The sequence below is a fragment of the Streptomyces sp. NPDC001717 genome, assembly GCF_042892775.1.
GTDB lineage: Bacteria > Actinomycetota > Actinomycetes > Streptomycetales > Streptomycetaceae > Streptomyces.
Genome location: NZ_JBIAUK010000014.1, coordinates 1 through 12,549 on the forward strand (window position 1 = coordinate 1; position 12,549 = coordinate 12,549).

Here is a 12,549-nt window from a genome sequence, read left to right on the forward strand (position 1 = left end):
AAGCTGGCCCCGCGCCCCCCGGGGGAGCCCCCCCCCGCCCCGACCCGCGCCCACGGGGGTGGGGGGGGGGGGGCGGGCGGGGGGGGGGGGGGGGGGGGGGGGGGGGGGGCCCCCGCCCCCCCCCCCCCCCGCCGCGCATCACCGGACGGCCCGCGAGGGCCCGGCTTGTCCAACGCGGCCAACCACGGACGGGTGATCCTTCCGTACAGGCGGAAATCCGGTCCGCTGCCGCCACTACACTGCTCAACACATACGCGTCAGGCCCACAGTGTCGTGCGTCTTCCACGCGGCTACCCCCTCCACCGCCTGCGGCCGTCGGGACGGCCGTCCGCACTGGACTTGTGAGGATGACCCACGTGAGCTCGAAACCTGTCGTACTCATCGCCGAAGAGCTGTCGCCCGCGACCGTCGAGGCGCTCGGCCCGGACTTCGAGATCCGGCACTGCAACGGCGCGGACCGCGCCGAGCTGCTGCCCGCGATCGCCGACGTCGACGCGATCCTCGTGCGCTCCGCCACCAAGGTCGACGCCGAGGCCATCGCCGCGGCGAAGAAGCTGAAGGTCGTCGCCCGCGCCGGCGTCGGTCTGGACAACGTGGACGTCTCCGCCGCCACCAAGGCCGGCGTGATGGTCGTCAACGCTCCGACCTCGAACATCGTGACGGCCGCCGAGCTCGCCTGCGGCCTGCTCGTCGCCACCGCCCGCAACATCCCGCAGGCCAACACCGCCCTGAAGAACGGCGAGTGGAAGCGGAACAAGTACACCGGCGTCGAGCTCAGCGAGAAGACCCTCGGTGTCGTCGGCCTCGGCCGCATCGGTGTCCTGGTCGCCCAGCGCATGTCGGCCTTCGGCATGAAGATCGTCGCGTACGACCCCTACGTGCAGCCCGCGCGCGCCGCCCAGATGGGCGTCAAGATGCTGGCGCTGGACGAGCTCCTGGAGGTCGCCGACTTCATCACCGTGCACCTGCCCAAGACCCCCGAGACCCTCGGTCTCATCGGGGACGAGGCCCTGCACAAGGTGAAGCCGTCCGTCCGCATCGTCAACGCCGCGCGCGGCGGGATCGTGGACGAGGCCGCCCTGTACTCGGCCATCAAGGAGGGCCGCGTCGCCGGCGCCGGCCTCGACGTGTACGCGAAGGAGCCCTGCACGGACTCCCCGCTCTTCGAGCTCGACCAGGTCGTCTGCACCCCGCACCTCGGCGCGTCCACGGACGAGGCCCAGGAGAAGGCCGGTATCGCGGTCGCCAAGTCCGTGCGCCTCGCGCTCGCCGGTGAGCTCGTGCCGGACGCGGTCAACGTCCAGGGCGGTGTCATCGCCGAGGACGTCCGTCCGGGCCTGCCGCTCGCCGAGAAGCTCGGCCGCATCTTCACCGCCCTCGCGGGCGAGGTCGCGGTCCGACTCGACGTCGAGGTCTGCGGCGAGATCACCCAGCACGACGTGAAGGTGCTCGAACTCTCCGCGCTCAAGGGTGTCTTCGAGGACGTCGTCGACGAGACGGTCTCCTACGTCAACGCCCCGTTGTTCGCGCAGGAGCGCGGCGTCGAGGTGCGTCTGACCACCAGCTCGGAGTCCCCGGACCACCGCAACGTGGTGACCGTCCGCGGCACCCTGTCGGACGGTCAGGAGGTCTCGGTCTCCGGCACGCTCGCGGGCCCGAAGCACCTTCAGAAGATCGTGGGCGTCGGCGAGTACGACGTGGACCTGGCGCTCGCCGACTTCATGGTCGTGCTGCGCTACGCCGACCGCCCGGGCGTGGTCGGCAAGGTCGGCCAGCTGCTCGGCGAGGCCGGTCTGAACATCGCGGGCATGCAGGTCGCCCGTGCCGAGGAGCACGGCGAGGCGCTCGCCATCCTCACCGTCGACGCGGAGGTCCCGGCGAACGTCCTCGCGGACATCTCCACCGAGATCGGCGCGGTCTCCGCGCGCACCGTCAGCCTCGGCTGACCGGTACGGACCAACGGGAGAGGGCCCGGGGATCTTCCCCCGGGCCCTTTCCCGTTTCCCTTTTCCCTCGTCCCGCGTCAGCCGTGCCCCGGCTCGGGCGGGTCCCTGCGGGGCTCGTCCCCCACCCGCCCTTCCGCCGTTCCCCGGGGCTCCGTCCCGGACCCCGCGCCTCAAACGCCGGCGGGGCTGGGAGTGTCCCCGGGCTCCGCCCCGGACCCCGCGCCTCAAACGCCGGCGGGGCTGGGGGTGTCGGCGGGGCTGAGGGTGGGGGCCGGGCCAGGGGTGTCGGCCGGGCCGGATGCGTCCGCCGGGGTCGGGGCCGGGGTCGCGATTCCCCGCAGCAGGGTCGCGGCGAGCAGGGCCGCCCCGACGAGGAGTGCGGTGCCGCCCCAGGCCGCGGAGTGCATTCCGTGGACGAAGGCCTCCCGGGCCAGGGCCAGCAGTTGCCCGCCCGCCTCCCCGCCCATCCGGTGGGCGACGGCCACCGCTCCGCCGAGGGTCTCCCGCGCGGCCGGGTCGGCGGCGGCGAGGTCGCCGCGGTAGACCGCGGTGCCCAGGCTGCCCAGGACCGCCATGCCGAGGGCGCCGCCGAACTCCTGACCGGTCTCCAGGAGGGAGGCGGCGGAACCGGCCTTCTCGGCGGGGGCCGAGGCGAGCGCCATGTCGGAGACCAGGGACATCACGGTGACGATGCCCGAGGCGAGCACCCCGGCGCCGGTCAGCAGCAGCCACAGCGAGTCGGTGCCGACCAGGGCCATCAGGGCGAATCCGCCGGCGGCGAGGACGAACCCGCCGGCGATGACGTACGCCCGGTCCGTCTTCTGGGCCAGGGCGGCGGAGACCGGGGCCGCGGCACCGATGACGACCGAGGGGGCCAGGCTCCACAGTGCGGCTTCCAGGGTGCCCATGCCGAGCACGGACTGCAGGTACTGGGTCGTGAAGTAGGCCGAGCCCATCATGGCGAAGGCCGCGATCGTGTTGAGGCCGACCCCGGCGCCGAAACCGCGGCCCCGGAACAGCACCCGGCCGACCATCGCGTCCTCCCGGGTCCGCTGCCGGCGGACGAAGACGTACCCGAAGGCCAGGCCGACGAGCAGGCAGCCCGCGTAGAAGGGCTCGAAGCCCTCGGCGGCGATCTCCTTGAGCCCGTAGACGACCGGCAGTACGGCGGCCGTGGACAGCGGCACGGACAGCAGGTCGAAGCGACCGGGGGCCGGGTCCTTGAACTCGGGGACCAGTACGGGGACCAGGACCAGCAGGAGCAGCATCGCGGGCACGTTGACCAGGAAGACGGAGCCCCACCAGAAGTGGTTCAGCATCACACCGCTGAGCACCGAGCCGAGGGCGATCCCGCCGGTCATGGCCCCGGACCAGATGGCGATGGCCTTGCCGCGCTGCTTGTCGTCCCGGAAGAGGTTGCGGATGAGCGCGAGCGTGGAGGGCATCAGGGTGGCGCCGCCGATCCCGAGCAGTACACGGGCCGCGATCAGCATCTCCGCGCTCGTGGCGTAGGCGGCGCCGGCCGAGGCGAGGCCGAAGGCCGTCGCGCCGATCAGCAGCAGCCTGCGGCGGCCGATCCGGTCGCCGAGCGATCCCATCGTGATCAGCAGGCCGGAGAGGGCGAAGGCGTAGCTGTCGAAGATCCACAGCTGCTGGGTGGCGCTCGGGTCCAGCTGCTCGGTGATGGCCGGGATGGCGAAGTAGAGGACGGAGACGTCCATCGAGACCAGGAGCAGAGGCAGCAGGAGGACCGTGAAGGCGGTCCATTCGCGGCGGCCGGCGAGGCGCGCGGTGGCGCTGGGGTTCGTCATGAGAAGGAATGTACAGACGTCATAAACGTTTGTCTATGACGTCTGTACATGACGATCGTCTGGAACTTCCGTCTGTGACGCCCGTCTTGCTACGGTGACGCCATGGGACATCGCGAAGATCTGCTTGAGGGTGCCAAGAAGTGCCTGGTCGAGAAGGGTTTCGTGCGCACGACGGCGCGCGACATCGTGAAGGCCTCGGGCGCGAACCTGGCCTCCATCGGCTATCACTACGGCTCGAAGGACGCGCTGCTCACCGAGGCCTTCGTCGCCTTGTTGCAGGAGCTGGGCGCGGGATTCCAGGACGGTGCGGCAGGTGAGGGCGGTTCGCTGGAACGCTTCCGCGTGGTCTGGGAGGGCTTCCTCGCCCAGCGCGAGGCGGCGGGCCCGGTCTGGGCGGCCAGCCTGGAGGTCGCGCTCTCCCGCGACCGGCTGCCGGACCTGCACGCCATGATCGCGGCCTCGCAGGGCGAGGGGCGCCGCGGCCTGATCGCGATGATGACCGACACCCCGGAGGAGGAGATCGGCGAACGGGAGGAGCGGACGCTCGGAGCCTTCTACCAGGCACTCCTGAACGGCCTCATGATCCAGTGGCTGTTCGACCCGAAGTCGGCCGCGAGCGCCGAGGAGTTCACCGAAGGCATGCGGATGGCCGCCGCGCGGGCCGTGGGATCTGCGGCGGAGTGACCGGAGCCGGAACCGCCGCCCGGCCGGCTCCGTCCCACCCCCGAATCGGCCCGAGACGAGGGGGAGTTGCGATGGCGGCAGGGAGAACCGGAGCCGGGGCGGTGGTGTCCGGCCTGATGGTGGCGGCGGCGTTGCTGACGGCCGGATGTGGAGCGGCGCCCGGGGGAGCGGGAAGAGCCGAGCGGACCGCTCCCGCGGACACCCGGCCGCGCATGGAACGGGTGGCCGCCGCCTGGGAGGGCTCGGCGGCGCTCAAGCAGTGGCGGGACGGCTTCCACCCGTTGGGCGAACAGGACTGGGCGCCGACGGGTGGATTCCGCTCGGGCGAGGACAAGGCCGCCGCGGTCAACGGAAACTTCGTCCTGCGCGCCGGGCTGCCCGCCGACCCGCCGCCCGCCACCCCGGTCCGCTGGGACGCGGGCGGCGAGCTCGCCCTGCCCCTGCTGAGCGCGCAGGAGGCGTACGAGCAACTGGGCCGCGGGAAGGGCCCCGCGGGGCAGCCCGATCACGCCCTGCCCATCACGGCCGTCGTCTTCGGGGAGACCGCCGTGCGCACCAGCCGGGGCCCGGCCCGGGTCCCCGCGTGGCTGTTCACCGTCGAGGGGTATGACACGCCGCTCGCCCGGATCGCGATCCGACCGCAGGAGCTCCCCAAGCCCCCGATCGAGCCGCTGCGCACCGTCGACGGGGGCACGGCCCCGCTGTCCGGCCACTCGGCCGCGTCCCCGGACGCGACCTCCTTCGAGGTGACGGCAGGTCATGGAGCCTGCGACGGCGGGGTCGCCGTCGACGTCCTCGAAGGCACGGACACCGTGGTCCTCGCCGGGCGGATCCTGCCCGGCGAGAAGACGGGCCGCGACGCGGCCTGCCCCGCGATCATGCTGGAGCAGAACGTCCCCGTCACCCTGACCCGGCCGGTGGGGGAGCGGATCGTCATCGACTCGGAGAGCGGCGCACCGCTGGAGAAGGGTTACCGGCGCCGCTGAAGCCCCGTCAACAGGTGATCACGACCTTGGCGCTCGCGTGCTCCACTTCGAGGTAGCGGATGGCCTCGGCCCCTTCCCTCAGCGGGTAGGTGCGGTCGACGGCCGGAGTGACCGCGCCCCGCTCGACGAGCTCGCGCAGCGCCGCCAGGTTGTCCGCATTCGGCTTCGCCGTCAGGACGTGGATCTTCGGGCCGCCGAAGCGGGGCATGAGCTGCCCGCGGATGATGAGGCCCATCGGGCCGAACAGGCTGCCGCCGTCGGACACACCGCCGCCGGACAGGACCAGGGCGCCCGCGCGGGTCAGCGCTCGCCGCTGGTCGGCCAGCGTGCGGTTGCCCACCAGGTCGAGGACGAGGTCGTACCGCAGTCCCGTCCGGGTGAAGTCCTCCTGCTTGTAGTCGACGACGTGGTCCGCGCCGAGCGAGCGGACCAGGTCCACGTTCCGGGTGCTGCACACGCCGGTCACCTCCGCGCCGAGCGCCTTGGCGATCTGCACGGCGAAGGTGCCCACGCCGCCCGAGGCGCCGTTGACCAGGACGTGCTGCCCCGGCCGCAGGCCCCCCAGATCGCGCAGGCCCATCAGGGCGGTGTTCCCGGCCAGCGGCACCGCGGCGGCCTGCTCGAAGGACAGGTTGGCCGGCTTCGCGCCCACCGCGCCCTGCGGGGCGCACACGTACTCGGCGAACGCCCCGCCGGCCTCGCCGTACACCTCGTCACCGGGGCGCAGCCCGGTCACGCGGCTGCCGACGGCCTCCACCACGCCCGCGAAGTCGGTGCCCTGGATCGGCTGTCTCGGTCTGGTCAGTCCGAAGGCCAGGCGCGCCACGTACGGATCGCCGCGCATGACGTGCCAGTCACGGGCGTTCACCGAGGCCGCGCGCACCCGTACGAGCACCTCGCCGTCCCCGGGGACCGGGCGGTCGACCTCCCTGAACTCCAGAACATCGGATGAGCCGTACCGGTCCTGGACGATCGCCTTCATCTGGCCTCCGCAAGTCGATTGTTCGCGACGTTAAGGGACCCGCGGCCGTACCGGTATCCGGGACCGCCCCTAGGGACCGCCCCCGATACCGGCCGTACCGCCTGCGTCGTCAGCCGTGCAGCCGGGCCGCCTTGAGGGCCATGTGCAGCAGCAGCCGGTCCTCGCCCTCGTCCAGGTCCAGCCCCGTCAGCTGCTCCACCCGCGAGATCCGGTAGTACAGGGTCTGCCGGTGGATCCCCAGCGCCGCGGCCGCGCGCCCCGCCTGCCCCGCGCAGTCCAGGAACACCTCGGCGGTACGGGCCAGTTCGCGGTGGGCCGGGTCCAGCAGGGCGCGGGTCGCCGGATCGCCCACGGGATCGGCGGCGAGCGCGGCCAGCATCCGGTACGGGCCGATGGCCGACCACCGCGCGACCCGGCCGAGCCGGGGCTGCGCGGCGGCCGCGCGGGCCGCCGCGACCGCCTGTTCCCAGGCGGCGGGCAGCGCCCCCAGACCCCGGATCGGCTCGGCCACGCCGGCGGTGGCGGGGCGAACTCCCGGTGCGGAGGCTCCCGCGGCTCCCGGGAGCAGCCGGGCCACCGCCGTCAGGGCCGGATCCAGGGCGTCGGGCGAGCGCAGCCGCAGCAGCACCGCCAGGTCGCCGCCCCCGGACGCGGTGCCGTCGGCTCCGCCCGCCCCGCGCGGGACCACGCACACCGCCGCCGCGCCCGGCACCGACGCCGGGGCCTCCCCGGGCCACGGCGCCACGCACACCGCCGCGTGCAGCCCGTCCCCGCCCGCGCCGAGGGCGAGCCGCAGCGCGGACACCGCCATGTCCTGCTGCCAGCCCCGCCCTGCCGTCAGTACCGCCAGGAACTCCCGCGAGAGGTCGGCGCCCGCCTTCGCCTCCTCGGCGAGCAGGACCCCGATCCGCTCGGCCACCTCCATGGCGGCGTCGAGTGCCGCGGCGCTCGGGCCGGCGTCGGAGGAGGGTCGGCCGGGGGAGGGCCGGCCGGGCTTGCCGGGCTCCTGGTCGAGGAGCCACACGTACCCCTGCACGATGCCCCGGTAGCGCACCGGAAGGCAGATCCGCCCCCGGAAGACCCCCGCGTCGGGTGCCGCCGGGATCCGGACGGGCCCGGTGGCGCGGGCGATGCCGAACCCCTCGAACCAGGAGCGGACGGCCGCGGTCGACTGACGCGTGAGGATCGACCTGGTCCGGACCGGATCCATCGCCGAGTCGTCCTCGCTGTCGTGCGCGCCGAAGGCGATGAGGCGGAAGTCCCGGTTCTCCAGCGTCGCCGGGGCGCCGAGCAGCGCAGAGATCTCGTCCACCAGGTCCTGGTAATCGCCCTTCACGCGGCCATTCTCCCACTCGCACGGCGGCTCTTCAGACAGATGTATGAGATCGGGGACACGGATGCGTGACAGCTGTCGATGGCAGAGCATCGAAGCGATCCTTAGGTTTCACGGAGGTTTTACTTGAGCTTTTCTTCTGCCACCCGCTGGAGGTGCCCCCGTGCTGGGTCCCGTGATCCTCGCCGCTTCGCGCAGCGACAAGATGCGCCGAATCGTCTCTGCCGCCCCGGTGACCAAGCCCGTGGTGAACCGGTTCATCCCCGGTGAGACGGTCGAGCAGGTGATCCCGATCGTCGAGGACCTCACGCGCAAGGGCCTGGAAGTCACCCTCGACGTCGTCGGCGAGGACATCACCGAGGTGGCCCAGTCGCACGCCGCCCGCGACGCCTACCTCCGGCTCATCGAGCACCTCGACGTCCTCGGCCTCGGCGAGACCGTCGAGATGTCCGTGAAGCTGTCGATGTTCGGCCAGGCGCTGGAAGGCGGCCACGAGCTCGCCCTCGCCAACGTCCGCCCGGTCGTCGAGGCCGCCGCCGCCATCGGCACCACCGTGACCCTCGACGCCGAGGACCACACCACCCTCGACTCGATGTTCGCCATCCACGAGGAGCTGCGCCGGGACTTCCCCGAGACCGGCTGCGTGATCCAGGCGTACCTCTTCCGCACCGAGGCCGACGCCCGGCGCCTCGCCGCCGCCGGCAGCCGCGTCCGGATCGTGAAGGGCGCCTACAAGGAGCCCGCCGAGGTCGCCTACCAGGACAAGGCCGAGATCGACAAGGCGTACGTCCGCATCATGAAGATCCTGATGGAGGGCGAGGGCTACCCGATGATCGGGTCGCACGACCCGCGCCTGATCGCCATCGCGCAGGAGCTCGCCCGGGCGGCCGGGCGCAAGCAGGACGAGTACGAGTTCCAGATGCTCTACGGCATCCGCAGCGAGGAGCACCTGCGCCTCGCCGCCGAAGGCCACCGGATGCGCGTCTACACCGCGTACGGGACGGACTGGTACGGCTACTTCATGCGCCGCCTCGCGGAGAAGCCCGCCAACCTCCTCTTCTTCCTCCGCTCGATGATCACCAAGAACTAGTCCAGAACCAGGTCAAGGAGTTAGCAGAGCCATGGACGCAGTGACCCAGGTCCCCGCTCCGGTCAACGAGCCGGTCCACTCGTACGCCCCGGGCAGCGCCGAGCGCGCGCGTCTCGAAGCGCAGCTCAAGCAGCTGTCCGAGAACCCGATCGACCTCCCGATGACGATCAACGGCGTCAAGCGGATGGGCGGCGGCGAGCGCTTCGACGTGGTCCAGCCCCACGACCACAAGTCCGTCATCGGCACCTACGCCAACGCCACCGAGGCCGACGCCCGGGAGGCCGTCGACGCGGCCCTGGCCGCCGCCCCGGCCTGGCGCGCGATGTCGTTCGACGACCGCGCCGCCATCATCCTGCGCGCCGCCGAGCTGCTGGCCGGCCCGTGGCGCGAGAAGCTCGCCGCCTCGACCATGCTGGGCCAGTCCAAGACCGCGCAGCAGGCCGAGATCGACACCCCGTGCGAGCTCGTCGACTTCTGGCGCTTCAACGTCCACTTCGCCCGCCAGATCCTGGCCGAGCAGCCGGTCGCGAACTCCGCCGGCGTGTGGAACCGCAGCGACCACCGCCCGCTGGAAGGCTTCGTCTACGCGATCACGCCGTTCAACTTCACGGCCATCGCCGGCAACCTGCCGACCGCCCCCGCCCTCATGGGCAACGTGGTCCTGTGGAAGCCGTCCCCGACCCAGACCCACTCCGCGGTCCTCCTCATGGAGCTCCTGGAGGAGGCCGGCCTGCCGAAGGGCGTCATCAACCTGGTGACCGGCGACGGCATCGCCGTCTCCGAGGTGGCCCTGAACCACCCCGAGCTGGCGGGCATCCACTTCACCGGCTCGACCAAGACCTTCCAGTACCTGTGGAAGACGGTCGGCAACAACATCGAGAAGTACAAGTCCTACCCGCGCCTCGTCGGCGAGACCGGCGGCAAGGACTTCGTCGTCGCGCACCCGTCCGCGGACCGCGCCATCCTGAAGACCGCCCTGACCCGCGGCTCCTTCGAGTTCCAGGGCCAGAAGTGCTCGGCGTCCTCGCGCGCCTACGTCCCGGCCTCCATCTGGAACGACGGCTTCAAGGAGGCCTTCGCGGCCGAGGTCGACGGCATCACCATGGGTGACGTCCGCGACCTGACCAACTTCATCGGCGCCGTCATCGACGAGCGGTCCTTCGCGAAGAACAAGGCCGCGATCGACCGTGCGAAGGCCGACCCGACGTGCGAGATCATCGCGGGCGGCACGTACGACGACTCCGAGGGCTACTTCGTGCGCCCGACCGTCATCGCGTGCACCGACCCGGAGAACGAGGTCTTCACGACCGAGTACTTCGGCCCGATCCTGGCGATCCACGTCTACGAGGACGCCGACTTCGACGCGATGCTGGCCCAGATGGAGTCCGTCTCGGCGTACGCCCTGACCGGCTCGATCATCGCCGCCGACCGCTACGCGGCCGCGGACGCGATGGAGAAGCTCCGCTTCGCGGCGGGCAACTTCTACATCAACGACAAGTCGACCGGCGCCGTCGTCGGCCAGCAGCCCTTCGGCGGCGGCCGCGCCTCGGGCACCAACGACAAGGCCGGCGCGGCGAGCAACCTCCAGCGCTGGACCTCGACCCGCTCCATCAAGGAGACCCTGGTCCCGCCGACCGAGTACGGCTACCCGCACATGGGCTGACCGGCCCCGCAGAACCCCGCCCCCGCTCCGGTACCCCCAAGTCCGGAGCGGGGGCGGTTTCCATTCCCCGAAGGGGCAAGCGGTGCTAGCCTGAACGGAGTTGTCGCGTACGGCGACACGCTCCACGCACTCGGGCCCGGACACCCGAGGGAGCGCAGGGCTCTCACGAGTTCCCGTACGGGGTGGATGTCAGCACGGAGATACGAGACCTCTACGCGTCGTACCGGGACGGTGCCCGAGGAGACGTATGTCCAGGCGCACAGACAACCGCCACCGTGTGGCCACCCTCTGCCGAGAGGCCACGGGCCTCGCCCACCACACCTGCCTGAAGTGGGCCGCGGCCGGCCTGATCACCAGGGAGCAGCCGGTGCCCGATGCCGGCGGCGCCGGGCAGCGCACCTTCGAGGCCCAGATGGTCCACGTCCTCGCCGACTCCCTGCGCGACGACCAGCGTCAAGGGGCCGTGCTCGGCTTCACGCGCGCCGTGCCCGGTACGGCCGGCCTGGCACTCGACCTGCACCCGGCCATGGCCGACCGGGTGCTTGGTGCCCTCCTTCCGCGCCTGGACGAGGTCTACGGCGGGACCCGGGGCGTTCCCGGCCTCAGGCTCGCACCGCACGGCCGGGAGTGGGTGGTCAGGAGCGCGGAGGGGGACGCGGCGGTACGACTGATCCATCCGGACGGGGAATGGCGGCCGAAGCTGCCGGAGCACGCCGACGGGCTGCGGCAGCTGTGGCGGCGCAACCGCCATCGCCCCCACCCGGCCGAGGCGGCCGAGCTGTCCGCCTGGACCGCCCGGGGCGGCGATCCGGACCGGGCCGCGGCGCAGGACCTGCTGCTCAGCCGGGTCCTGAGGCGACCCCAGCTGCTCGGCGTGACCACCACCGCGCACGGGTGGGCGAACACCTACACCCACGGAAGCATGGACCTGGTCGTCGAGTGGTGCTGCGCCCTGGAGGCGGCCGAGCTGGAACGGCGACTGCGCCGCAGCGGACTGGCGCACCGGCCCCCTTACGTGCAGGAGCAACCGCGGGACCGGCCGTGGTTCGCCGGGGAGATCGCGCTGGGCGGGGCGTTCGTCACCGTCCGGCGGCAGCGTTGTCCGGTGGGCGGCGACAGGCTCCGTGCGCGGGGGGTGGCCTGATGCTGACCGCGGCGATCGTGACGGCGGCAGTGCTCGGGGTCGCCAAGGTGGTGCGCGACTGGCTGATCCTGCGGCAGGTGCGCGCCGCCATGGATGCGGGCACGCCCGAGGACCGGGTACGGATCGGGATGCGGCTGGCCGGGGCCCTGGGCGGGCAGGCGGCCGCCGACGAGGGGCCGCCGCCCGCCACCGAGGTGGTCACACCTCCACGATGACCTGGTCGAGGGACTTGCGGACCAGGTCCGGGACCTCGCAGTCGTCCGCCGGGTAGCCCACCGGGATCACCGCGAAGGCCTTCTCGTTCTCCGGTCGGTCCAGGACGTGGGAGAGGAAGCGCATCGGGCTCGGCGTGTGGATCAGCGCGGCCAGGCCCGACAGGTGGAGGGCGGACAGCAGCATGCCGACCGCGATGCCGACCGACTCGTCCACGTAGTAGTGCTTGCGCTTCGTGCCGTCGGGGCCGAGCCAGTAGCGCTGCTGGAAGACCACGATCAGGGCCGGGGCGTCCGTGAGGTGGGTCTTCACGGCGTCCGTGCCGAGGGGGCGCAGGGCCGCGAGCCATTCGTCGCCGAGCCGGCCGTCGTAGGAGAGCTCCTCCTCCTGCTCGGCGGCGGCGCGGATCCGCTCCCGTACGACGGGGTCCTTGACCAGGACGAAGGTCCACGGCTGCTGGTGCGCCCCGGACGGAGCGGTCGCGGCGCACGCGATGGCGTCGCGGACCACCTGCTCGGGCACGGGGTCGGGGGAGAAGTGGCGTACGGTCCTGCGCTCGTCCATCCGCGCCCGCAACTCGGCGGCGCGCGCCAGGGATTCCTCTCCGGGCATGCGTGCGGGGCGATAGGGGGCGGGACGGTACGGGTGGCCGTGGATCGGGGTCCACGCTTCGGTATCGGGCGACATGGAGGGAGTC

The 12,549-nt window shown here is 72.3% G+C and carries 11 protein-coding genes; 7 read left to right on the plus strand and 4 right to left on the minus strand.

Translation table 11 applies throughout. From position 1 onward, the window contains the following. Positions 1 to 356 precede the first annotated feature (356 nt). Positions 357 to 1,946 carry a phosphoglycerate dehydrogenase gene (gene serA, locus ACFYZL_RS22335; RefSeq protein WP_384751387.1) on the plus strand — a complete coding sequence of 530 codons (1,590 nt, stop codon included), beginning with the start codon at positions 357 to 359 and terminating at the stop codon, positions 1,944 to 1,946. 224 nt (positions 1,947 to 2,170) lie between these two features. Here serA and ACFYZL_RS22340 read toward each other — a convergent pair whose 3' ends face one another. Then, positions 2,171 to 3,757 (minus strand): MFS transporter, encoded by a 1,587-nt coding sequence (locus ACFYZL_RS22340; protein ID WP_384754050.1) that lies wholly within the window; start codon positions 3,755 to 3,757, stop codon positions 2,171 to 2,173. A gap of 102 nt (positions 3,758 to 3,859) precedes the next feature. On the opposite strand from ACFYZL_RS22340, the gene ACFYZL_RS22345 reads away from it, so the two are divergent. Both ACFYZL_RS22345 and ACFYZL_RS22350 read left to right on the plus strand, forming a co-directional pair. Further along, entirely contained in the window at positions 3,860 to 4,441 is a 582-nt protein-coding gene (locus ACFYZL_RS22345; protein ID WP_384754047.1) for a TetR/AcrR family transcriptional regulator, read from the plus strand. A 71-nt stretch (positions 4,442 to 4,512) separates the two neighbouring features. Next, complete coding sequence (locus ACFYZL_RS22350; RefSeq protein ID WP_388681155.1) at positions 4,513 to 5,427, plus strand: hypothetical protein; 915 nt, start codon at positions 4,513 to 4,515, stop codon at positions 5,425 to 5,427. A gap of 7 nt (positions 5,428 to 5,434) precedes the next feature. On the opposite strand, the gene ACFYZL_RS22355 is transcribed toward ACFYZL_RS22350, so the two are convergent. Further along, complete coding sequence (locus ACFYZL_RS22355; RefSeq protein WP_384754041.1) at positions 5,435 to 6,409, minus strand: NAD(P)-dependent alcohol dehydrogenase; 975 nt, start codon at positions 6,407 to 6,409, stop codon at positions 5,435 to 5,437. A gap of 109 nt (positions 6,410 to 6,518) precedes the next feature. Beyond that, entirely contained in the window at positions 6,519 to 7,745 is a 1,227-nt protein-coding gene (locus tag ACFYZL_RS22360; RefSeq protein WP_384754039.1) for a PucR family transcriptional regulator, read from the minus strand. Positions 7,746 to 7,905: 160 nt separating this feature from the next. Between ACFYZL_RS22360 and ACFYZL_RS22365 the strand changes: the two genes are divergently transcribed. The 4 genes from ACFYZL_RS22365 (at position 7,906) to ACFYZL_RS22380 (ending at position 11,854) form a co-directional block, all read left to right on the plus strand. Then, positions 7,906 to 8,832, plus strand: a complete 927-nt coding sequence (locus tag ACFYZL_RS22365) for a proline dehydrogenase family protein (RefSeq protein WP_384754036.1) — start codon at positions 7,906 to 7,908, stop codon at positions 8,830 to 8,832. A gap of 31 nt (positions 8,833 to 8,863) precedes the next feature. Beyond that, a complete protein-coding gene (gene pruA, locus ACFYZL_RS22370) occupies positions 8,864 to 10,495 on the plus strand; it encodes an L-glutamate gamma-semialdehyde dehydrogenase (RefSeq protein ID WP_384754033.1) in 1,632 nt (543 codons plus the stop codon). Between the two features lie 247 nt (positions 10,496 to 10,742). Next, on the plus strand, positions 10,743 to 11,639 hold the full coding sequence (locus ACFYZL_RS22375; RefSeq protein ID WP_384754030.1) for a hypothetical protein: 897 nt from the start codon (positions 10,743 to 10,745) through the stop codon (positions 11,637 to 11,639). Next, positions 11,639 to 11,854 (plus strand): hypothetical protein, encoded by a 216-nt coding sequence (locus ACFYZL_RS22380; RefSeq protein ID WP_384754027.1) that lies wholly within the window; start codon positions 11,639 to 11,641, stop codon positions 11,852 to 11,854. The genes ACFYZL_RS22375 and ACFYZL_RS22380 overlap by 1 nt, the downstream gene beginning before the upstream one ends. Here the strand turns inward: ACFYZL_RS22380 and ACFYZL_RS22385 are convergent. Beyond that, complete coding sequence (locus tag ACFYZL_RS22385; RefSeq protein WP_384754025.1) at positions 11,838 to 12,539, minus strand: nitroreductase family protein; 702 nt, start codon at positions 12,537 to 12,539, stop codon at positions 11,838 to 11,840. The genes ACFYZL_RS22380 and ACFYZL_RS22385 overlap by 17 nt on opposite strands. Positions 12,540 to 12,549: the final 10 nt, after the last annotated feature.

Excerpts from the sequence above, each read along its gene's own strand:
- ACFYZL_RS22340 (WP_384754050.1), bottom strand. The coding sequence starts at position 3,757 with ATGACGAACCCCAGCGCCACCGCGCGCCTCGCCGGCCGCCGCGAATGG.
- ACFYZL_RS22345 (WP_384754047.1), top strand. The coding sequence starts at position 3,860 with ATGGGACATCGCGAAGATCTGCTTGAGGGTGCCAAGAAGTGCCTGGTC.
- ACFYZL_RS22350 (WP_388681155.1), top strand. The coding sequence starts at position 4,513 with ATGGCGGCAGGGAGAACCGGAGCCGGGGCGGTGGTGTCCGGCCTGATG.
- ACFYZL_RS22355 (WP_384754041.1), bottom strand. The coding sequence starts at position 6,409 with ATGAAGGCGATCGTCCAGGACCGGTACGGCTCATCCGATGTTCTGGAG.
- pruA (WP_384754033.1), top strand. The coding sequence starts at position 8,864 with ATGGACGCAGTGACCCAGGTCCCCGCTCCGGTCAACGAGCCGGTCCAC.
- ACFYZL_RS22375 (WP_384754030.1), top strand. The coding sequence starts at position 10,743 with ATGTCCAGGCGCACAGACAACCGCCACCGTGTGGCCACCCTCTGCCGA.
- ACFYZL_RS22380 (WP_384754027.1), top strand. The coding sequence starts at position 11,639 with ATGCTGACCGCGGCGATCGTGACGGCGGCAGTGCTCGGGGTCGCCAAG.
- ACFYZL_RS22385 (WP_384754025.1), bottom strand. The coding sequence starts at position 12,539 with ATGTCGCCCGATACCGAAGCGTGGACCCCGATCCACGGCCACCCGTAC.